The organism is Glutamicibacter sp. Je.9.36 (genome assembly GCF_051129975.1).
Taxonomy (GTDB): Bacteria; Actinomycetota; Actinomycetes; order Actinomycetales; family Micrococcaceae; genus Glutamicibacter.
In genome coordinates, this window is record NZ_JBCPSN010000005.1 from 159,136 (window position 1) to 177,732 (window position 18,597).

General features: G+C 57.7%; 30 protein-coding genes and 2 pseudogenes. All 32 read right to left on the reverse strand.

The window, feature by feature from the left end; all coding sequences use genetic code 11:
- Nucleotides 1–142 precede the first annotated feature (142 nt).
- A pseudogene (rplQ, locus tag AAZQ98_RS13485) lies at nt 143–583 on the reverse strand (50S ribosomal protein L17); the annotation flags it as partial.
- An 82-nt stretch (nt 584–665) separates the two neighbouring features.
- Nucleotides 666–1,667 carry a DNA-directed RNA polymerase subunit alpha gene (locus tag AAZQ98_RS13490; protein WP_105657647.1) on the reverse strand — a complete coding sequence of 334 codons (1,002 nt, stop codon included), beginning with the start codon at nt 1,665–1,667 and terminating at the stop codon, nt 666–668.
- A 170-nt stretch (nt 1,668–1,837) separates the two neighbouring features.
- Nucleotides 1,838–2,239: a 30S ribosomal protein S11 gene (gene rpsK, locus AAZQ98_RS13495; RefSeq protein ID WP_038992179.1), complete on the reverse strand. Its 402-nt coding sequence runs from the start codon at nt 2,237–2,239 to the stop codon at nt 1,838–1,840.
- Nucleotides 2,240–2,282: 43 nt separating this feature from the next.
- Entirely contained in the window at nt 2,283–2,657 is a 375-nt protein-coding gene (gene rpsM / locus AAZQ98_RS13500) for a 30S ribosomal protein S13 (protein WP_105657648.1), read from the reverse strand.
- A gap of 148 nt (nt 2,658–2,805) precedes the next feature.
- Nucleotides 2,806–2,919, reverse strand: a complete 114-nt coding sequence (gene rpmJ / locus AAZQ98_RS13505; RefSeq protein WP_013349661.1) for a 50S ribosomal protein L36 — start codon at nt 2,917–2,919, stop codon at nt 2,806–2,808.
- Nucleotides 2,920–3,044: 125 nt separating this feature from the next.
- Nucleotides 3,045–3,266: a translation initiation factor IF-1 gene (gene infA, locus AAZQ98_RS13510; RefSeq protein WP_013349662.1), complete on the reverse strand. Its 222-nt coding sequence runs from the start codon at nt 3,264–3,266 to the stop codon at nt 3,045–3,047.
- Between the two features lie 230 nt (nt 3,267–3,496).
- Complete coding sequence (gene map / locus AAZQ98_RS13515; RefSeq protein WP_434692959.1) at nt 3,497–4,330, reverse strand: type I methionyl aminopeptidase; 834 nt, start codon at nt 4,328–4,330, stop codon at nt 3,497–3,499.
- A 145-nt stretch (nt 4,331–4,475) separates the two neighbouring features.
- A complete protein-coding gene (locus AAZQ98_RS13520) occupies nt 4,476–5,048 on the reverse strand; it encodes an adenylate kinase (protein WP_105657650.1) in 573 nt (190 codons plus the stop codon).
- Nucleotides 5,045–6,349, reverse strand: a complete 1,305-nt coding sequence (gene secY / locus AAZQ98_RS13525; RefSeq protein ID WP_434692962.1) for a preprotein translocase subunit SecY — start codon at nt 6,347–6,349, stop codon at nt 5,045–5,047. Before secY ends, AAZQ98_RS13520 begins: the two co-directional genes overlap by 4 nt.
- A gap of 256 nt (nt 6,350–6,605) precedes the next feature.
- On the reverse strand, nt 6,606–7,058 hold the full coding sequence (gene rplO, locus AAZQ98_RS13530; protein WP_105657652.1) for a 50S ribosomal protein L15: 453 nt from the start codon (nt 7,056–7,058) through the stop codon (nt 6,606–6,608).
- 2 nt (nt 7,059–7,060) lie between these two features.
- Nucleotides 7,061–7,267, reverse strand: a complete 207-nt coding sequence (rpmD, locus tag AAZQ98_RS13535) for a 50S ribosomal protein L30 (protein WP_073705901.1) — start codon at nt 7,265–7,267, stop codon at nt 7,061–7,063.
- A gap of 3 nt (nt 7,268–7,270) precedes the next feature.
- Complete coding sequence (gene rpsE / locus AAZQ98_RS13540) at nt 7,271–7,948, reverse strand: 30S ribosomal protein S5 (protein ID WP_181148849.1); 678 nt, start codon at nt 7,946–7,948, stop codon at nt 7,271–7,273.
- A gap of 29 nt (nt 7,949–7,977) precedes the next feature.
- Complete coding sequence (gene rplR, locus AAZQ98_RS13545; RefSeq protein ID WP_105657654.1) at nt 7,978–8,349, reverse strand: 50S ribosomal protein L18; 372 nt, start codon at nt 8,347–8,349, stop codon at nt 7,978–7,980.
- Between the two features lie 2 nt (nt 8,350–8,351).
- Complete coding sequence (rplF, locus tag AAZQ98_RS13550) at nt 8,352–8,888, reverse strand: 50S ribosomal protein L6 (RefSeq protein WP_105657655.1); 537 nt, start codon at nt 8,886–8,888, stop codon at nt 8,352–8,354.
- A 20-nt stretch (nt 8,889–8,908) separates the two neighbouring features.
- Nucleotides 8,909–9,307 (reverse strand): 30S ribosomal protein S8, encoded by a 399-nt coding sequence (gene rpsH / locus AAZQ98_RS13555; RefSeq protein ID WP_285673471.1) that lies wholly within the window; start codon nt 9,305–9,307, stop codon nt 8,909–8,911.
- 57 nt (nt 9,308–9,364) lie between these two features.
- Nucleotides 9,365–9,934 (reverse strand): 50S ribosomal protein L5, encoded by a 570-nt coding sequence (gene rplE, locus AAZQ98_RS13560; RefSeq protein WP_038992189.1) that lies wholly within the window; start codon nt 9,932–9,934, stop codon nt 9,365–9,367.
- Nucleotides 9,934–10,278, reverse strand: a complete 345-nt coding sequence (gene rplX / locus AAZQ98_RS13565) for a 50S ribosomal protein L24 (RefSeq protein ID WP_013349673.1) — start codon at nt 10,276–10,278, stop codon at nt 9,934–9,936. The genes rplE and rplX overlap by 1 nt, the downstream gene beginning before the upstream one ends.
- A 2-nt stretch (nt 10,279–10,280) precedes the next feature.
- Complete coding sequence (gene rplN / locus AAZQ98_RS13570) at nt 10,281–10,652, reverse strand: 50S ribosomal protein L14 (protein WP_013349674.1); 372 nt, start codon at nt 10,650–10,652, stop codon at nt 10,281–10,283.
- Between the two features lie 512 nt (nt 10,653–11,164).
- Nucleotides 11,165–12,082: an endonuclease/exonuclease/phosphatase family protein gene (locus AAZQ98_RS13575; protein WP_434692968.1), complete on the reverse strand. Its 918-nt coding sequence runs from the start codon at nt 12,080–12,082 to the stop codon at nt 11,165–11,167.
- Between the two features lie 142 nt (nt 12,083–12,224).
- Nucleotides 12,225–12,443, reverse strand: a pseudogene (locus AAZQ98_RS13580) (VOC family protein); the annotation flags it as partial.
- A 30-nt stretch (nt 12,444–12,473) separates the two neighbouring features.
- Complete coding sequence (locus AAZQ98_RS13585) at nt 12,474–12,884, reverse strand: RidA family protein (protein WP_434693195.1); 411 nt, start codon at nt 12,882–12,884, stop codon at nt 12,474–12,476.
- A gap of 107 nt (nt 12,885–12,991) precedes the next feature.
- Nucleotides 12,992–13,279 (reverse strand): 30S ribosomal protein S17, encoded by a 288-nt coding sequence (gene rpsQ, locus AAZQ98_RS13590; RefSeq protein ID WP_105657660.1) that lies wholly within the window; start codon nt 13,277–13,279, stop codon nt 12,992–12,994.
- The gene (gene rpmC, locus AAZQ98_RS13595; protein WP_105657661.1) at nt 13,279–13,542 is read right to left on the reverse strand and encodes a 50S ribosomal protein L29; all 264 of its coding nucleotides are present in this window, start codon (nt 13,540–13,542) and stop codon (nt 13,279–13,281) included. The genes rpsQ and rpmC overlap by 1 nt, the downstream gene beginning before the upstream one ends.
- 2 nt (nt 13,543–13,544) lie before the next feature.
- Entirely contained in the window at nt 13,545–13,961 is a 417-nt protein-coding gene (gene rplP / locus AAZQ98_RS13600; RefSeq protein ID WP_105657662.1) for a 50S ribosomal protein L16, read from the reverse strand.
- Nucleotides 13,962–14,744 carry a 30S ribosomal protein S3 gene (gene rpsC / locus AAZQ98_RS13605; protein ID WP_013349682.1) on the reverse strand — a complete coding sequence of 261 codons (783 nt, stop codon included), beginning with the start codon at nt 14,742–14,744 and terminating at the stop codon, nt 13,962–13,964. It abuts the gene before it with no gap.
- Entirely contained in the window at nt 14,745–15,110 is a 366-nt protein-coding gene (rplV, locus tag AAZQ98_RS13610; protein WP_013349683.1) for a 50S ribosomal protein L22, read from the reverse strand.
- 59 nt (nt 15,111–15,169) lie between these two features.
- Nucleotides 15,170–15,451 (reverse strand): 30S ribosomal protein S19, encoded by a 282-nt coding sequence (gene rpsS / locus AAZQ98_RS13615; RefSeq protein WP_013349684.1) that lies wholly within the window; start codon nt 15,449–15,451, stop codon nt 15,170–15,172.
- A gap of 12 nt (nt 15,452–15,463) precedes the next feature.
- Nucleotides 15,464–16,303 (reverse strand): 50S ribosomal protein L2, encoded by an 840-nt coding sequence (gene rplB / locus AAZQ98_RS13620; RefSeq protein ID WP_105657663.1) that lies wholly within the window; start codon nt 16,301–16,303, stop codon nt 15,464–15,466.
- A 31-nt stretch (nt 16,304–16,334) separates the two neighbouring features.
- A complete protein-coding gene (rplW, locus tag AAZQ98_RS13625; RefSeq protein ID WP_013349686.1) occupies nt 16,335–16,637 on the reverse strand; it encodes a 50S ribosomal protein L23 in 303 nt (100 codons plus the stop codon).
- Nucleotides 16,634–17,236: a 50S ribosomal protein L4 gene (gene rplD, locus AAZQ98_RS13630; protein ID WP_105657664.1), complete on the reverse strand. Its 603-nt coding sequence runs from the start codon at nt 17,234–17,236 to the stop codon at nt 16,634–16,636. Before rplD ends, rplW begins: the two co-directional genes overlap by 4 nt.
- A gap of 4 nt (nt 17,237–17,240) precedes the next feature.
- Nucleotides 17,241–17,891 carry a 50S ribosomal protein L3 gene (rplC, locus tag AAZQ98_RS13635; RefSeq protein ID WP_013349688.1) on the reverse strand — a complete coding sequence of 217 codons (651 nt, stop codon included), beginning with the start codon at nt 17,889–17,891 and terminating at the stop codon, nt 17,241–17,243.
- A 20-nt stretch (nt 17,892–17,911) separates the two neighbouring features.
- Nucleotides 17,912–18,220: a 30S ribosomal protein S10 gene (gene rpsJ, locus AAZQ98_RS13640; RefSeq protein WP_013349689.1), complete on the reverse strand. Its 309-nt coding sequence runs from the start codon at nt 18,218–18,220 to the stop codon at nt 17,912–17,914.
- Between the last annotated feature and the right edge of the window lie 377 nt (nt 18,221–18,597).

The window sequence follows — 18,597 nt, forward strand, 5'->3', positions numbered from 1 at the left end:
CTGCCCTCCACCTGACGGGCAAGATCACCCGCGTCTTCAAGCAAACAGGCATAAAAAAGATTCCCGTTGGTTCCTTGCGGATCCAACGGGAATCTTTTTCGCCTTCGCAGGCGAGAGAGCATTAGCTCGAAGGGGCTTAGGCCTCTTCGGTCTCAGCAGCCTTCTCGGCAGCCTTGGTGGCTTCCTTGACGACAGCCTGCTTTGGCGAAACTGGCTCCATCACGAGCTCGATAACAGCCATAGGAGCGTTGTCGCCCTTGCGGTTACCGATCTTGGTGATGCGGGTGTAGCCACCCTCGCGGTTTGCCATTGCTGGTGCGATGTTCTCGAACAGTTCGTGAACGATCGACTTGTTGGTGCGCGAACGCGAAGCGATGACGGCCTGGACGCGGCGACGCGAAGCCAGGTCTCCGCGCTTAGCGAAGGTGATCAGGCGCTCTGCGTGTGGACGCAGACGCTTGGCACGGGTCAGGGTGGTGGTGATCTTCTTGTTCTCGAAGAGCTGTGCCGACATGTTAGCGAAAATCAATCGCTCATGTGCTGCACTGCCGCCGAGACGCGGACCCTTGGTAGGGGTAGGCATTGTGGTTCTCCTAGATGAATAACCCGTACTGGACGAATATTTCGTTCAGTCGGATGAAGTAGTGTGTCGCTAGACGCGGGTCTTACAGACCTTCGTCGTATTCGTCGCCATCGTCGATGGCGCTACGAGCGGCCAGATCGAAGCCTGGAGGGGAATCCTTCAGGGCCAGACCCAGTTCAACCAGCTTGGCCTTGACTTCGTCAATGGACTTCGCACCGAAGTTGCGGATGTCCATCAAGTCGGCCTCGGAGCGGGTTACGAGTTCACCCACAGAGTGGATGCCCTCACGCTTCAAGCAGTTGTACGAACGAACGGTGAGTTCCAGATCCTCGATCGGCAGCGCCATGTCAGCAGCCATAGCTGCATCGGTTGGCGATGGACCGATTTCGATACCTTCAGCCTGAGTGTTCAGTTCGCGGAACAAACCGAACAGCTCAACCAGGGTGGTACCTGCGGATGCAACTGCATCGCGCGGGGTGATCGATTCCTTGGTCTCCACGTCAACGATCAAACGATCGAAGTCGGTGCGCTGCTCGACACGGGTTGCTTCCACGCGGAAGGTCACCTTCAACACTGGGGAGTAGATCGAATCAACTGGGATTCGACCGATCTCGCCATCAATGTTCTTGTTCTGAGCGGCAGACACATAGCCACGGCCGCGCTCAATGGTCAGTTCCATGTCGAACTTGCCATTGGCGTTGAGGGTGGCGATATGCAGATCAGGGTTGTGGAACTCCACACCTGCTGGAGGGGTGATGTCCGCTGCAGTAACGATGCCCGGGCCCTGCTTGCGCAGGTAGGCAACGACTGGCTCGTCGTGCTCGGAAGATACCGACAGGTTCTTGATGTTCAAGACCAGTTCGGTGACATCTTCCTTGACACCGGCTACGGTGGTGAACTCGTGCAGTACACCGTCAATTCGAACACTGGTGACAGAAGCACCAGGAATCGAAGAGAGCAGGGTACGGCGGAGCGAGTTACCAAGGGTGTAGCCAAAGCCTGGCTCCAGTGGTTCGATAACGAACCGGGAGCGGTTTTCGGCAACTACTTCTTCGGTCAGGGTTGGGCGCTGCGTAATGAGCACTTACATTTCCTTTCAGCGAGCGTCCGCTATATGACGCCTCACGGGGGTGGAAACGACGGTAGCCTGAGGTGGCCGTTCGTCTTTTTGCAGGCTAATAAGTCCAAGATAGTCACCGGAGCACCCACGAGGGAATGCTTCGGTGACTTCTTAGGCTAAGCCTAGCGAATCAATTAGACGCGGCGACGCTTCGATGGGCGGCAACCGTTGTGAGCGCTTGGGGAAACATCCTGGATGGATCCAACCTCAAGGCCAGCAGCCTGCAGCGAACGGATCGCGGTTTCGCGTCCCGAGCCTGGGCCCTTGACGAAAACGTCAACCTTGCGCATGCCGTGCTCCTGAGCGCGCTTTGCAGCGGACTCAGCAGCCATCTGGGCAGCGTATGGGGTCGACTTGCGCGAACCCTTCATGCCTACCTCGCCGGCCGAAGCCCACGAGATAACAGCGCCAGTCGGATCGGTGATCGATACGATGGTGTTGTTGAAGGTGCTCTTGATATGCGCCTGTCCCTGCGCAATATTCTTTTTGTCCTTGCGACGCGGCTTACGTACCGCTCCACGAGTCTTTGGGGGCATTTCTTCTCCTACGAAAAAAGTATTTGAACTAGATCGCTAAGATTTAGCGAGTCTTCTTCTTACCTGCGACGGTACGCTTCGGGCCCTTACGGGTACGTGCGTTGGTCTTGGTGCGCTGACCGCGGACCGGCAGGCCCTTACGGTGACGAATACCTTCGTAGGATCCGATCTCAACCTTGCGGCGAATGTCAGCCTGAACCTCACGGCGCAGGTCACCTTCAACCTTGTAGGTGCCTTCGACGAAGTCGCGCAGCTGCACGAGCTGGTCATCGGTGAGATCCTTGACGCGAGTGTCCGGGCTGATGCCGGTCGCTGCGATGGTCTCTTCTGCACGGGTCTTGCCCACGCCGTAGATGTAAGTCAGCGCGATAATTACGCGCTTCTCGCGTGGAATGTCCACGCCTGCTAAACGAGCCAAGTGGCTACCTTTCAACGAACGGAGGTCTGGAGCAGTACCTTCCGTGATTGCTCACGGCCCCGGCCTCCGAATCCGGGGGTACACCAGGACTTTCGTCCTAGCTGATACTGCCTAATTGACTACGCGTGGGAATCCCGTAAAAACGGAATTAGCCCTGACGCTGCTTGTGGCGTGGGTTCTCGCAGATCACCATGACCACGCCGTTACGACGGATCACCTTGCACTTGTCGCAGATCGGCTTCACGCTAGGGTTAACCTTCAAGGCTTTGTCCTTTTGCGGTTGCAGTTAAATGTGGAGCAGTAAAAAGCTTTGCCCAAGAACATCATTCAGCGGCCGTAGCACAAGATTGTGCTTCGCACGCTGGGAAAGTCTTGGATTCTGCAGATTTACTTGTAGCGGTAAACGATGCGACCTCGGTTGAGGTCGTATGGGCTCATTTCAACCTGCACTCGGTCCTCTGGGAGGATTCGAATGTAGTGCTGACGCATCTTACCCGAGATAGTGGCGAGCACTACGTGTCCATTCGGCAGCTCCACGCGGAACATCGCGTTCGGCAGTGCTTCCGAGACGGTGCCCTCTACCTGGATGACGCCTTCCTTCTTGCCCATTTTCCCCGCTAACTTTTTTTGTTGGCAATTTCCACCAACAAGTAATTGGTTCTGGTCCTTGATCCCTGTACCGAAAACCCGAGGGTTTTAGGCGCAATTAAATCAGGAACCAACAAACAACGATACGGCATTAGTCCACACAGTGCCAATCGTTCATTGACATTTAAAATGTTAGATCCAGCACGCCACAGCCATGTGGCGTACTGGATCCGATGATTTGCCGGCTGGTGCTAGCCCTGGATCGGCGATGGGGTCACGCCGAATGGGGCCAGCCCTGCCGCTCCCCCATCGTGCGCGGTCAATACCCAGATGCCGCCCATATGGAATGCCACGGTGTGCTCCCACTGCGAGGCGTTGGACTTGTCGTTGGTGACAACAGTCCAGTCGTCTTCCAGCACGGAAGTTTCGATACCACCGCGAACCAGCATTGGCTCGATGGCCAAGCACATGCCCGGCTTGATGCGTGGGCCGCGGTGCCCGGAGTTGTAGTTCAGCACATCCGGTGCCATGTGCATCTGCGAGCCGATGCCATGGCCGCAGTAGTCTTCAAGGATGCCCAGCTCGTCGCCTGGCTGGCTGCTGACGAAGTCATCGATGGCCTGGCCGATCTGGCCGATGAAGCGTGCGTTGGCCGCCGCGGCGATGCCGGCCCACATGGCCTGCTCGGTGATGTCGCTCAGGCGCTGGTCAGCTGGGTCGATGTTCTCGCCAACCAGCACGGTGCGTGCCGAGTCGGAGTGCCAGCCGTCGATGATGGCGCCGCCATCGATCTTCAGCACGTCGCCGTCCTTCAGCTCGTAGTCCGACGGGAAGCCGTGGACTACCTCGTGATTGACCGAAGCGCAGATGTTCGCTGGGAAGCCATGGTAGCCAAGGAAGTTGCTGGTCGCGTTGTGGCGTTCGAGCACCTTGCCAAAGGCCTGGTTGATCTCTTCGGTCCGCACCCCGGGCCGAGCCATCGCAACGGCTTCGTCCAGCGCTTCAGCCAGCACCAATCCGGCCTGGCGCATCTTCAGGATCTCGGAGTTGGATTTGTACTCGATTTTCGGCTGTCCTAAAGCCAATGTGATTCCCCTGCCTCAAAGTGTGATGTCCTTGCCGTGTGCCGGTGCCGGCAACCTCAAGGTCCATCAATGCAAAAAGTGCGCAGGGACCGGGCTGCAACATCCATTGTTGCCGCACGGTCCCTGCGCGTTGTAACGCTTGTGTCTAGGCGTTGACGTTCAACGCTGCAAGAACACGCTCGGTGACTTCGTCGATAGCGCCCAGGCCGTCGACCTTGCGCACGATGCCGCGTTCCTCGTAGCGCTCCACAACGACGCGGGTCTCGTCGTTGTACAGGCCCAGGCGGTGGCGGATGACCTCTTCGGTGTCATCGGCGCGGCCTTCGATCTGCGCACGCTTCAGCAGACGGGCTACCAGCTCGTCGTCATCAGCGGTCAGCTGCAGCACTGCGTCCAGGGCGATGCCCTTGTTGGCCAGCATCGCATCCAGCGCGTCCACCTGCGCGCTGGTGCGCGGGTAGCCGTCCAGCAGGAAGCCCTTGGCGACGTCGTCCTGGTTCAGGCGGTCTTCAACCATGTTGTTGGTGACCGAATCAGGTACAAAGTCTCCGTTGTCAATGTACTTGCTGGCTTCGAGACCCAGCGGGGTGCCGCCCTTGACGTTGGCACGGAAGATGTCACCGGTCGAGATGGCAACAATGTCCAAGCGCTCGGAGATCTTTACGGCCTGGGTGCCTTTGCCGGCACCGGGTGGTCCAATAATAAGCAGTCGACTCATCGCAGAAGCCCTTCATAGTTCCGTTGCTGCATTTGAGCATTGATTTGCTTGACGGTTTCCAAACCCACACCAACCATAATCAGGATCGATGTACCGCCAAATGGGAAGCTTTGGTCAGCGTTGAACAGCACGAAGGCAATCAGCGGGATCAACGCAACGAACGCAAGGTACAACGCGCCCGGGAAGGTAATACGGGAAATCACGTACTGCAAGTAATCGGCGGTCGGACGACCAGCACGAATGCCCGGAATGAATCCGCCGTACTTCTTCATGTTGTCGGCGACCTCTTCAGGGTTGAAGGTAATCGCAACATAGAAGTAGGTGAAGCCGATGATCAGCAGGGTGTACACCAGCATGTACCACGGCGATGAAGTTGCCGAATGCTCCTGCAGCCACATCGCCCACTGGGGCAAGGTGCCGTCATCGTTCTGGTTGAACTGAACGATCATCTGCGGCAAAGCCAGGATGGAGCTGGCGAAGATCACTGGGATCACGTTCGCCATATTCAGCTTCAAAGGAATATAGGTGGAGGTGCCGCCCACGGTGCGGCGTCCCACGGTGCGCTTGGCGTACTGCACCGGAACACGTCGCTGGGACTGCTCGACGAAGACCACCAGGGCTACAATCAACAAGCCCACCAGCAGCACGCCAATGAAGGTCATGATGCCCTGTGCCTGGAAGATGGCGCCCATCGAGGATGGGAAGCCCGAAGCGATGGAGATGAAGATCAGGATGGACATGCCGTTGCCGATGCCGCGCTCGGTGATCAACTCGCCCATCCACATGATCAGGCCGGTGCCTGCGGTGAGGGTGATGATCATCAGCAGGATGACAATCAATGAGTCATCCGGGACCAGCGGAAGGGTGCAGCTTGGGAACAGGCTGCCGGTACGGGCCAGGGTGACCAAGGTGGTTCCCTGAAGCAGTGCCAAGGCGATGGTCAGGTAACGCGTGTACTGCGTCATCTTGGCCTGGCCGGCCTGGCCTTCCTTGTGCAGGGCCTCGAAGTGCGGGATCACCACACGCAGCAACTGGACGATAATTGCCGCAGTAATGTACGGCATGATTCCCATTGCGAAAACCGAGACCTGCAACAGGGCGCCGCCGCTGAACAGGTTCACGAATGAATAAAGTCCACCGGTGGTTTCACCCATTGCCAGACACTGCTGAACGTTGCTGTAATCAATGCCCGGAGCGGGAATGAATACACCGACACGATAGATCGCAATGATCCCAAGCGTGAACAGCAACTTGTTGCGCAGATCAGGCGTCCGAAAAACTCGGGCTATGGCGCTGAACAAGCGTCCTCCTGAAGTAAGTGCTTGAGCCTGAGGAAGAGATTCTTCCCAGACCTAACGATTCTAGCGGTCTGTTAGGCAATCCTGCCAAATGCGCCACACGAAATGCACACAAATGTTTGCAGGAATGTTCCTAAACCGACTAATCAGCCAAGCAATTATAAGAAATCTTAGAATGTTTCGCCGAGAGAAAAAGAAAGTCCCGGTTCACGTTGATTGCTCAACGCGAACCGGGACCATTCAAAGGCTTGACCCTGTATTAGAGGGTGTTTGCCGAGCCGCCAGCAGCAGCGATCTTCTCGGAAGCGGAAGTCGAGAAGGCGTTAACCTTCACGTCAACCTTAACCGTGATGTCGCCGGTGCCCAGCACCTTGACAGGCTGGTTCTTGCGAACGGCGCCCTTGGCAACCAGTGCCTCGACGGTGACTTCGCCACCTTCTGGGAACAGTTCCGAGATCTTGTCCAGGTTTACAACCTGGAACTCGACGCGGAATGGGTTCTTGAAGCCGCGCAGCTTTGGCAGACGCATGTGCAGCGGAAGCTGACCACCTGCGAAGCCTGCCTTCACCTGGTAACGAGCCTTGGTACCCTTGGTACCGCGACCTGCGGTCTTACCCTTGGAGCCCTCACCGCGACCCACACGGGTCTTAGCGGTCTTGGCACCCTCAGCTGGGCGCAGGTGGTGAACCTTAAGTGCTTTTTCTTCAGCCATCTCTACTTCGCCTCCTCGACCTTCAGCAGGTGTGGGACCTTGTTGACCATGCCAACAGTCACAGGATCGGCGGTGCGAACAACGGTGTGACCGATGCGCTTCAGACCCAGCGAGCGAACAACGTCGCGCTGGCTCTGGTTTCCACCAATGATGGACTTGACCTGGGTGATTGCCAGCTTGGCATCGCTTGGAACAATGTTCTTAGCCATTGATTAAGCACCTGCCTTCTGGGCCTGGATGTGACGCAGCATTGCTGCTGGTGCAACCTCGTCCAGCGGAAGACCGCGGCGAGCTGCAACAGCTTCAGGCTCTTCCAGAGCCTTCAGTGCAGCAATGGTGCCCTGAACGATGTTGATCTGGTTCTGCGAACCCATCGACTTCGACAGGATGTCGTGGATGCCTGCGCACTCCAACACGGCGCGCACTGGGCCACCGGCGATAACACCGGTACCAGGAGCTGCTGGACGGAGCAAGACAACGCCAGCGGCGGCCTCACCCTTGACCAGGTGTGGAATGGTGGTGCCAACGCGTGGAACGCGGAAGAAGGACTTCTTGGCCTCTTCTACGCCCTTTGCGATAGCAGCAGGAACTTCCTTGGCCTTACCGTAGCCAACGCCGACCATACCGTTGCCGTCGCCAACGACCACAAGTGCGGTGAAGCTGAAGCGACGACCACCCTTGACGACCTTGGAGACGCGGTTGATAGCTACAACGCGCTCAAGGAACTTGTCCTTGTCTTCGTTGCGGCTATCCTTCTGGTCGCGACCACGACCGCGGCCTTCGCCACGTCCACGGCCTTCACCACGACCGCGGCCTTCGCCGCGACGGGATCCTGCGTTCTCGGTAGCGGGAGCCGATGCAGTCTCGACTGCTTCAGTAGCTTCAGACACCTGAGTTTCCTTCTTGTTAGTTGCTTCGCTCACAGTGCCAGCCCACCTTCACGTGCGCCGTCAGCAACAGCAGCCACGCGACCGTGGTACTTGTTGCCACCGCGGTCGAAGACAACTGCTTCGATGCCAGCAGCCTTGGCGCGCTCTGCAACGAGCTCACCAATGCGCTTGGACTTTGCGGTCTTGTCGGCATCGCTTGCGCGAAGATCTGCTTCCATGGTCGATGCGCTGGCCAGGGTGATACCCTGCGAGTCGTCTACGATCTGTACGAAGATGTGACGAGCCGAGCGGTTGACAACCAGGCGTGGACGAACGGAGGTACCAACGATGTGCTTGCGCAAACGCTGATGACGACGACCGCGCTGAGCGGACTTGCTCTTGCCCTTGATTCCGATAGCCATGATTACTTACCAGCCTTTCCGACCTTGCGGCGGATGATCTCGCCAGCGTAGCGAATGCCCTTGCCCTTGTAAGGCTCGGTCTTGCGCAGCTTGCGGATGTTAGCGGCAACTTCACCGACGTGCTGCTTGTCGATACCGGCAACGGTGATCTTGTTGTTGCCCTCGACCGAGAAGGTGATGCCTTCAACGGCAGCAACCTTCACTGGGTGCGAGTAGCCCAGAGCAAGCTCCAGCTCGGCACCCTTAGCCTGTACGCGGTAACCGGTACCGTGGATTTCGAGCTTCTTCTCGTAACCATCGGTTACACCAGTGATCATGTTGCTGATCAAGGTACGGGTCAGACCGTGCAGCGAACGAGCCTCGCGGGAGTCGTTCGGGCGGCTGACGGTAACAGTGTTCTCGTCCTTGGCAACGGTGATTGGAGCCTTAACGGTGATCGAAAGTTCACCCTTAGGACCCTTGACGGCGACCAGCTGGCCGTCGACGTTCAACTCAACGTTGGCAGGTACGGAAATCGGAAGACGTCCAATACGTGACATTGTATGTTTCCCCTTTCCCGTTACCAGACGTAGGCGAGGACTTCCCCACCCACGCCCTTCTTTGCAGCCTGACGGTCAGTAAGCAGACCGGAGGAGGTGGACAGGATAGCGATACCAAGACCACCGAGCACGTGAGGCAGGTTGGTGGACTTTGCGTAAACGCGAAGACCTGGCTTGGAGATACGGCGTACGCCAGCGATCGAACGCTCGCGCGATGGGCCGTACTTCAAAGTGATAGTCAGAGTCTTGCCGACTTCTGCTGCTACTTCCTCGAACGAGGCGATGTAGCCCTGGTCCTTGAGGATGTTAGCAATGCGCACTTTCAGCTTGCTCGACGGCATCGACACAGTGTCGTGGTAAGCCGAGTTGGCGTTGCGCAGACGAGTCAGCATATCTGCGACTGGATCTGTCATAGACATGTGGGCTTCAGCCCTTCCTCGTTACGGTTTCCTTAGCGGACCTGTAACGTAGTGAGATTAGTTGTTGGTCTTGAATGGGAAGCCCAGAGCCTTAAGCAAGGCACGGCCTTCGTCATCAGTCTTGGCGGTGGTAACGACAGTGATGTCCATACCACGTACGCGGTCAACCTTGTCCACATCGATTTCATGGAACATCGACTGTTCGGTCAGACCGAAAGTGTAGTTGCCATTGCCATCGAACTGGCGGTCGCTCAAGCCGCGGAAGTCGCGGATACGAGGCAGTGCCAGGGTGATCAGGCGGTCGACGAATTCCCACATGCGATCGTTACGCAGGGTGGTGTGGGTACCGATTGGCATGCCTTCGCGCAGCTTGAACTGTGCGATCGACTTGCGGGCCTTGGTAACCACTGGCTTCTGACCGGTAATTGCAGTCAGGTCGCGTACGGCGCCTTCAATGAGCTTCGAGTCCTTGGCTGCTTCGCCAACACCCATGTTCACGACAACCTTGGTCAGGGATGGTACCTGCATTGGGTTGGCGTAGTTGAACTGCTCCTGCAGGGCAGGGCGGATGTCAGCTGCGTACTTAGCCTTCAGACGTGGCTGGATCTTGGTGGCTGCTTCAGTCATTACAGATCCTTTCCGGAAGCCTTGGCGTAACGAACGCGTACAGTCTTGGACACGCCGTTCTTTTCTACGGTTTCCTCGCGGAAGCCGACGCGGGTTGGCTTCTTGGTCTCTGGGTCAACCACTGCAACGTTGGAAACGTGCACTGGAGCCTCGACAACCTCGATGCCGCCGGTGGTCGAACCGGATTCGGTCTGACCTGCCTTGGTGTGCTTGGTGACGCGGTTAACGCCTTCGACCAGCACTCGGTTGGACTCGGTAATGACCTTCAGGACCTTGCCCTGCAAGCCACGTTCCTTGCCAGCGATGACCTGAACCAGGTCACCCTTCTTGATCTTTGCGCCCATGGTTACAGCACCTCCGGAGCCAGCGAAACGATCTTCATGAACTTCTTGTCACGAAGCTCGCGGCCCACTGGGCCGAAAATACGAGTACCACGAGGATCGGCAGCGTCACCCTTGAGGATAACTGCAGCATTCTCGTCGAACTTGATGTAGGAACCGTCTGCACGACGAATTTCCTTCTTGGTGCGAACGACGACTGCCTTTACGACGTCGCCCTTCTTTACGTTGCCGCCAGGAATTGCATCCTTGACGGTAGCGACAATGGTGTCGCCAATGCTTGCGTAGCGACGCTTCGAGCCACCAAGAACACGAATGGTAAGGATTTCCTTAGCACCAGTGTTATCGGCAACCTTAAGTCGCGACTCCTGCTGAATCACTTCTTACTCCTGTCGTCTCGCTGGTTCTCATGAATGAGCCTTGCGGAACGGATATGGTCTCCACGATACGTATCGCTTACCCCCACTGGCGCGGGCGCACCGAATGCTGATCCCAAATGCCGGCAGGGCCGAGGCGTAAAATATCGAGGCTGCACTTGCGCGGCCAAACGGATTTGGACCGCACTGCATTATGTCGAAGGTGGATAGTCCCCGGGCATGATGCGCACAGATTCTTAAGTCTAGCCTAGAGTGGCGCGAATCCGAAATGGTGTGGTAAGAGAAAAGCGAGCGTCGTTCGTCACACCAAGGACACCGCAGATTCGCTGAATTTCGGGGTTTTGGTGCTGTCATCCAGCTGGGCAACTGGTCGCTTGCGACGGCATCAGGGTGCAATTCGGGGTAGCCCATGCGCCGCCGTGGATGAAAAGCGGCTGGATCGCCAAAAGTGAAATTATTTTTCGGTCAGCCTTGGACTGCGCCAGCATCTGGCCGTCACCGGCAGGAATGATTGCTCAGCGACGGAATTCGACCGTGGCGCTCACCGCAAGGTGATCCGAGCCGTCGATGATGTGAGAAGAGGAGTCCGTGATGGACAGGCCCTTCGCCACGATATGGTCAATGCCGATCAATGGCGGGAAGCTCCGGCTGGCTGGCCAGGTCGCGCGGGGCCAGATTCCATCAGCCTGCGCATACCCGTCCCCCAGGGCACGGAATCCTGGATGGGAGCGAACGGAGTTGAAGTCGCCAGCAAGGATAACGGGATGATCCCGCTGCTGATTCGACCAGTCGATGACTGCTTCCAAGCCCTGGCTCCATCGTTGCGCATCGCCAACCGGCGGATAGACGTGGATGCCGGCCACCCGTACGATCCCACCGGGTGCCTGCACATCGGCAACCGGCAAGGAGTACCAGCCGGTGTCCGCTGAATCCAGATCGGTGGAGCGTTCCTGCAATGGGTACTTTGAGAAAATCACGGTATCCCGTTCTCCCCCGGCGGGTGCCTCTTGGCTCCGATAGCCAAATCCATCCAGCGCGTCCAGCCCTGCGAGCTGCTGGTGCATTGGTTCGCTGGTTTCAACAAGGACGAGAATCTGCGGATCCGTGTCCCTGATCAGTTCAGCTAGCTGCGCCGGGTTAGCTCCTGCCTTCAGGGCATTGAACGATAGGAGAACCAGCTCGGAGCTGCCGTTTCCACTCTGGCCAGCGGGAGAACTCAATTGCACGTTGGGCAGTGCACCGCAGAGCAGGAACACCAGCACGAACCCGCTGATGAGCCATCGCTTGCGCAGTAGCCCGATAACCAGAACCACTGCCGGGAAGAGCAACAGATATGGCTGGAATGCCTGAAGCTTGGGAATCAATCCTGCACCGGGGAAACCCAGATACGGGAGAATGCCAATAGCTAGGGAAGCAACAAGAAGCGTACCCATAGGCCATCCTAGGGAAGGTTTTCGGGCACGCGTCATCGTCATCATCATCCGAGCCTATTCGAAGCAGACGACAATTCCGGCAAGGACACTTCCGCCTAGGTTCGATAACGGCTCGATGCGATTGCGACTGCCCTTGCTTTCTTCATGACTGCTGCGAGGCCCACTGCGCGACGCGCTGGGCGCTCTCTTCCAGCGACAGGTCTTCCACCCTGGACATGATGGACCAGCGCACACCAAAGGACTCCAGAATCGAAGCGAAGCGGTCACCCGAGACGAAGTTGCCCAGTGGTTCTCGGATACTGGAACCGGCAGCCTCGGCCCTGGCCACCACCTCATCTGCGTTTTCGCAGTAGAAACCCAAGTCCCCTGTTACCTATCGAAAGGGCAGAGCCTAGTCTGGCAGTACTGCCGCCACGGCACTGATTTCAACCAGCGCACCTGGCACACCGAGCTTCGCGACGAAGGCTGCAGACACCAGGGGTGGTTCAGTGGCTGCCAACTGTTCACCGATGGCTCCATAGACGCTGTTGACGTCGGTTCGTTCCACCAGCAGCACGTTCCACTGCACTACATCCTGGAATCCCGCGCTGGCCGCCGCCAGTGCGAGCTTGGCGCTTCCCAGTGCCTTGGTCGCCTGCGTTGCGGCGTCCCCGCATCCGATCAGCTGCCCTGTGCCGTCTACGGCGTTCGGCCCTCCAACATAGAAGTCGTGGCACCCGGCGGGACGATGGCTACGTGGCTGAAAGCTGGAGAGTTGACAAGGCCAGCGGGACGCAGTTTCCTGATCTGTTCCATAGTCCAGTGAGGCATTTTATTCACTGCTTTTTAAGACAGAAATGCCCCGAACTCTTCTTGCGAAGTGTTCGGGGCATTCTTCAATCACGAGATCCGTGAAATCGAAGCGAAAGCTTACTTAGCCTTCTCCACGATCTCAACGAGACGCCAGCGCTTGTCAGCAGACAGCGGGCGGGTCTCAGCGATGACAACCAAGTCGCCGATGCCGGCGTCGTTGTTCTCGTCGTGAGCCTTCACGTTCTTGTTGCGACGCATGACCTTGCCGTAAAGGGCGTGCTTAACACGGTCCTCAACGTCTACGACGATGGTCTTCTGCATCTTGTCAGATACCACGTAACCACGGAGGGTCTTGCGGTCGTTACGCTCGGTAGCGTTATCCACACCGTTCTCCTTCTCGCTCATTACTTGGAATCCTTCTTGGTTTCTTCAACCGGAACAACGACATCCTGACGAATGCCCAGCTCGCGCTCGCGCAGCACAGTGTAAATGCGTGCAATATCGCGCTTGATGGTCTTCAGGTTCCCGTGGGAATCCAGCTGGCCGGTAGCCGACTGGAAACGCAGGTTGAACAGTTCTGCCTTGGCCTTCTTCAATTCCTCGTTCAAACGAGCGGTATCGAAGCCGTCCAGGGACTCAATGCTAAGGTCTTTCGAGCCGATAGACATCCCTATTCACCACCTTCACGACGCACGATGCGTGCCTTCATTGGCAGCTTGTGGATTGCAAGACGCAATGCCTCTTTAGCTACCTCTTCACTGACGCCACCGAGTTCAAACATGACTCGTCCTGGCTTTACGTTGGCGACCCACCACTCCGGCGAACCCTTACCGGAACCCATGCGGGTTTCGGCAGGCTTCTTGGTAAGCGGACGGTCTGGGTAGATGTTGATCCAGACCTTACCGCCACGCTTGATGTAACGGGTCATGGCGATACGAGCGGCTTCGATCTGACGGTTAGTCACGTAAGCCGGGGTCAACGCCTGGATGCCGTACTCACCGAAAGCAACGGTGGTACCGCCCTTGGCAGCACCCGAACGCTTTGGGTGGTGCTGCTTGCGGAACTTCACACGACGTGGGATAAGCATTTAAGCCTGTCCTCCTTCCGCAGCCGGAGCTGCAGCGCCCTTGCGATCGTTACGACGACGGCGTTCGCCGCCACGTGGACGGTCGTTGCCGCCACCGCGGCCGCCACGAGCTGGAGCAGCAGCCTGCTGTGCAGCCAGTTCCTTGGCGGTTACGTCACCCTTGTAGATCCAGACCTTCACGCCGATACGGCCGAAGGTGGTCTTGGCTTCGAACTTGCCGAAGTCGATGTTCGCGCGCAGGGTGTGCAGTGGCACACGGCCTTCGCGGTAGAACTCCTTGCGGGACATTTCTGCGCCGCCAAGTCGACCGGAGCACTGAACGCGGATGCCCTTGGCACCAGCGCGCATTGCCGACTGCATTGCCTTCTTCATCGCACGGCGGAAAGCCACGCGGGAAGCAAGCTGCTCGGCGATGCCCTGGGCGACCAGCATGGCCTCCATGTCAGGGTTCTTGACCTCGAGGATGTTCAGCTGAACCTGCTTCTTGGTGAGCTTTTCCAGCTCGCCACGAATACGGTCAGCTTCTGCACCGCGACGACCAATGACGATACCTGGACGTGCAGTGTGGATATCCACACGTACGCGGTCACGGGTACGCTCGATCTCGACGCGTGCGATGCCAGCGCGATCCATGCCGTTAGACAGCAGGGCGCGGATCTGGACATCTTCCTTCACGTAGTCAGCGTAACGCTGGCCTGGCTTGCTGGAATCAGCGAACCAGTGGGAAACGTGATCGGTGGTGATGCCGAGACGGAAACCGTTCGGGTTAATCTTCTGTCCCATTTAGTTCTCCCCACCCTTCTGCGTGGTTGAAACAACCACAGTCACGTGGCTGGTGCGCTTCTTGATCTGGAATGCGCGACCCTGTGCACGCGGCTGGAACCGCTTCATGGTCGGACCTTCGTCAACAAACGCTTCGCTGATAAACAGCTCGTCCTCATTGAATGCTTCACCTGCGCGGTCCGCGGCGGCACGGGCGTTAGCCACTGCCGATGCGACAACCTTGTATACCGGCTCCGAAGCTGCCTGTGGGGCAAACTTCAAGATGGCCAGTGCTTCGTTGGTCTGCAGACCACGAACAAGGTTGACGACGCGCCGGGCCTTCATAGGCGTTACGCGGATGTGACGCGCAATTGCCTTGGCTTCCATTGCTATCCTTCTCTCGTCTATCGAAGAAGTGCTAAGCGATACTAGTACCCTTGCGGGGCCTAGCGGCGCTTGCCCTTCTTGTCGTCCTTCACGTGGCCACGGAACGTACGGGTTGGGGCAAACTCTCCGAGCTTGTGTCCAACCATCGATTCGGTTACGAACACAGGAATGTGCTTGCGACCGTCGTGTACGGCGATGGTGTGTCCCAGCATGTCCGGGATGATCATCGAACGGCGGGACCACGTCTTGATGACGTTCTTGGTGCCCTTATCGTTTTCAGCAACGACCTTTAGGAACAGGTGCTGATCGACGAAGGGGCCTTTCTTCAGGCTGCGTGGCATGTTTCCAGGCTCCTATCGCTTGTTCTTGCCGGTCTTGCGGCGACGCACAATGAGCTTGTCGCTTTCCTTGTTTGGACGACGGGTGCGTCCCTCACGCTTACCGTTAGGGTTGACCGGGTGACGACCACCGGAGGTCTTGCCCTCACCGCCACCATGCGGGTGGTCAACTGGGTTCATGACAACACCGCGAACGGTTGGGCGTACGCCCTTCCAGCGCATACGGCCGGCCTTGCCCCAGTTGATGTTGATCTGCTCAGCGTTGCCAACTTCGCCGATGGTTGCGCGGCAGCGCACATCAACGTTGCGGATTTCACCCGAAGGCAAACGCAGCTGGGCGTAGCGGCCCTCACGGGCTACCAGCTGGATCGATGCACCAGCGGAACGAGCCATCTTAGCGCCGCCGCCTGGGCGAAGCTCAACAGCGTGAATCACGGTACCAACCGGGATGTTACGCAGTGGCAGGTTGTTGCCTGGCTTGATGTCGGCGCTTGCGCCGGCCTCAATTGGGTCACCCTGCTTGAGGTTGTTCGGTGCGATGATGTAGCGCTTGGTGCCGTCCACGTAGTGGAGCAGTGCGATACGAGCGGTACGGTTCGGGTCGTACTCGATGTGAGCGACCTTTGCCGGAACGCCGTCCTTGTCGTGACGACGGAAGTCGATAACACGGTAGGCGCGCTTGTGTCCGCCACCCTTGTGACGGGTGGTGATCTTACCGGTGTTGTTACGGCCGCCTGACTTGGTCAGGGGACGAACCAACGACTTTTCCGGAGTCGATCGGGTGATTTCTGCGAAGTCGGCTACCGACGAGCCGCGAAGGCCCGGGGTAGTCGGCTTGTACTTACGAATTCCCATTATTAATATTCCTCGTTAAAGTGGTCTCCGCTTAGGAAAGCGGACCGCCGAAGATGTCAATCGAGCCGTCCTTCAAGGTGATGATGGCGCGCTTGGTGCTCTTGCGCGATCCCCACCCGAAGCGGGTGCGCTTGCGCTTACCAGCTCGGTTGATGGTGTTTACGGAGTCAACCTTGACGTTGAAGATCGCTTCAACGGCGTACTTGATTTCCGACTTGTTGGAGCTTGGTGCCACCTCGAAGGTGTACTGACCTTGATCGATCAGACCGTAGCTCTTTTCCGATACGACAGGTGCGATGACCACGTCGTGTGGAGCCTTTGAGAACGCGCTCACTTGGCTTCCTCCTTCTGGACCAGGGCATCGAAGGCAGCCTTGGTGAAGACTACGTCATCCGAAACCAGAACATCGTAGGTGTTCAGCTGGTCGACGTACAGAACGTGCACATTGACGAGGTTGCGAACCGAAAGGGCTGCAACATCGTTGGCGCGATCGATGACGACAAGCAGGTTCTTGCGCTCGGTGAGCGAACGCAAGGTAGCCAGAGCATCCTTGGTCGAAGGCGTTTCGCCAGCAACCAAGTTCTCAATCACGTGAACGCGATCGAAGCGTGCGCGATCAGACAGGGCGCCGCGCAGTGCAGCAGCCTTCATCTTCTTCGGGGTACGCTGCGAGTAATCACGTGGGGTTGGACCGTGGACAATGCCACCGCCGGTCATGTGCGGAGCACGGATCGAACCCTGACGGGCGCGGCCGGTACCCTTCTGCTTGAACGGCTTGCGACCTGCACCCGAAACCTCGGAGCGGTCCTTGGTCTTGTGGGTACCCTGGCGGGCAGCAGCAAGCTGTGCAACGACAACCTGGTGCAGCAGCGGGACGTTGGTCTGTACGTCGAAGATCTCTGCAGGCAGTTCGACGTTAAGTGCCTTAGTCATTTACTTATGCTCCCTTCACGGCGTTGCGTACGAGAACGACGCGGCCGCGGGCGCCTGGAACGGCACCCTTGATCAGCAGGAGGTTCTTCTCAGCGTCGATAGCGTGAATGGTCAGGTTCTGAGTGGTAACACGCTCAGCACCCATGCGACCAGCCATCTTCTGTCCACGGAAAACGCGACCTGGGGTCGATGCGCCGCCGATGGAACCTGGCTTACGGTGGTTCTTGTGAGCACCGTGCGATGCGCCAACACCGTGGAAGTTGTGACGCTTCATAACGCCGGCGAAGCCCTTACCCTTCGAGGTGCCTACGACGTCGACCTTCTGGCCGGCTTCGAAGACCTCTACGGAAAGTTCCTGGCCTGCGGTGTACTCGGCAGCGTCTGCAGTGCGCAGTTCTACCAAGTGGCGACGTGGGGTGACGCCAGCAGCCTCGAAGTGACCAGCCAGTGGCTTGGTGACCTTGCGAGGATCGATCTGGCCGTAGCCGATCTGAACTGCGGTGTAGCCATCGCGCTCTTCGTTGATGAGCTTGGTGACAACGTTGCTATCAGCCTGCACGACGGTGACAGGGATCAGGTTGTTGTTCGAATCCCAAACCTGGGTCATGCCGAGCTTCGTGCCCAGCAGGCCCTTGAAATTACGGGTTGCGGTCATAGTTTTCTCGCCACCTCCCCTTAAAGCTTGATTTCGATGTTGACATCCGCTGGCAGGTCGAGACGCATCAGCGAATCAACAGCCTTCGGGGTCGGATCGACGATGTCGATCAGACGCTTGTGCGTGCGCATTTCGAAGTGCTCACGGCTGTCCTTGTACTTGTGTGGCGAACGGATAACGCAGTACACGTTCTTCTCCGTTGGCAGCGGCACTGGGCCGACTACGGTTGCGCCTGCGCGCGTGACCGTCTCAACGATCTTCCGGGCCGAAACGTCAATGACCTCGTGGTCATACGACTTCAGCCGGATGCGGATTTTCTGTCCCGCCATGGCGTCATGCCTCTTTCTGTTAGCACTATCTAAAGTTTCTGTGCCTATATACGGGTCCTTGCAGACCGGCACGCCTTGCTCTGCGGCTGAATCCGGATCAGATCCGGGTTCCTCACCCGCAGGAGGCTCCGACCCCCGCGCTCGGGCGTGTCGTGAAATTTTCAGTCACAACACTCCCACAAAGTTTTCACTTTATCGAAGGGCCTTATAGTTTGAAGCAGTCGTATCGATCCCGAACCCCAGGCATTATCCTGCGTGAGAGTCGATCCCGGTCGTTCAAACCAGACCGGTTACCCCATAAATGGGGACCGGGTTGCATTGAAGCAACTTATCTAGTCTGACAGGTCGGCAACGATCGCGCAAATCTTTTATGCCTA

Bases quoted from the DNA above. Each gene is read 5' to 3' on its own strand.
- rpsK (WP_038992179.1), bottom strand. From the start codon at position 2,239: ATGCCCCCAAAGACTCGTGGAGCGGTACGTAAGCCGCGTCGCAAGGAC.
- infA (WP_013349662.1), bottom strand. From the start codon at position 3,266: ATGGGCAAGAAGGAAGGCGTCATCCAGGTAGAGGGCACCGTCTCGGAA.
- AAZQ98_RS13520 (WP_105657650.1), bottom strand. From the start codon at position 5,048: ATGAGTCGACTGCTTATTATTGGACCACCCGGTGCCGGCAAAGGCACC.
- rplO (WP_105657652.1), bottom strand. From the start codon at position 7,058: ATGGCTGAAGAAAAAGCACTTAAGGTTCACCACCTGCGCCCAGCTGAG.
- rpmD (WP_073705901.1), bottom strand. From the start codon at position 7,267: ATGGCTAAGAACATTGTTCCAAGCGATGCCAAGCTGGCAATCACCCAG.
- rplR (WP_105657654.1), bottom strand. From the start codon at position 8,349: ATGGCTATCGGAATCAAGGGCAAGAGCAAGTCCGCTCAGCGCGGTCGT.
- rplF (WP_105657655.1), bottom strand. From the start codon at position 8,888: ATGTCACGTATTGGACGTCTTCCGATTTCCGTACCTGCCAACGTTGAG.
- rpsH (WP_285673471.1), bottom strand. From the start codon at position 9,307: ATGTCTATGACAGATCCAGTCGCAGATATGCTGACTCGTCTGCGCAAC.
- rplE (WP_038992189.1), bottom strand. From the start codon at position 9,934: ATGACTGAAGCAGCCACCAAGATCCAGCCACGTCTGAAGGCTAAGTAC.
- rplX (WP_013349673.1), bottom strand. From the start codon at position 10,278: ATGGGCGCAAAGATCAAGAAGGGTGACCTGGTTCAGGTCATCGCTGGC.
- AAZQ98_RS13575 (WP_434692968.1), bottom strand. From the start codon at position 12,082: ATGGGTACGCTTCTTGTTGCTTCCCTAGCTATTGGCATTCTCCCGTAT.
- rpsQ (WP_105657660.1), bottom strand. From the start codon at position 13,279: ATGAGCGAGAAGGAGAACGGTGTGGATAACGCTACCGAGCGTAACGAC.
- rpmC (WP_105657661.1), bottom strand. From the start codon at position 13,542: ATGTCTATCGGCTCGAAAGACCTTAGCATTGAGTCCCTGGACGGCTTC.
- rplP (WP_105657662.1), bottom strand. From the start codon at position 13,961: ATGCTTATCCCACGTCGTGTGAAGTTCCGCAAGCAGCACCACCCAAAG.
- rpsC (WP_013349682.1), bottom strand. From the start codon at position 14,744: ATGGGACAGAAGATTAACCCGAACGGTTTCCGTCTCGGCATCACCACC.
- rplV (WP_013349683.1), bottom strand. From the start codon at position 15,110: ATGGAAGCCAAGGCAATTGCGCGTCACATCCGCGTAACGCCTATGAAG.
- rpsS (WP_013349684.1), bottom strand. From the start codon at position 15,451: ATGCCACGCAGCCTGAAGAAAGGCCCCTTCGTCGATCAGCACCTGTTC.
- rplB (WP_105657663.1), bottom strand. From the start codon at position 16,303: ATGGGAATTCGTAAGTACAAGCCGACTACCCCGGGCCTTCGCGGCTCG.
- rplD (WP_105657664.1), bottom strand. From the start codon at position 17,236: ATGACTAAGGCACTTAACGTCGAACTGCCTGCAGAGATCTTCGACGTA.
- rplC (WP_013349688.1), bottom strand. From the start codon at position 17,891: ATGACCGCAACCCGTAATTTCAAGGGCCTGCTGGGCACGAAGCTCGGC.
- rpsJ (WP_013349689.1), bottom strand. From the start codon at position 18,220: ATGGCGGGACAGAAAATCCGCATCCGGCTGAAGTCGTATGACCACGAG.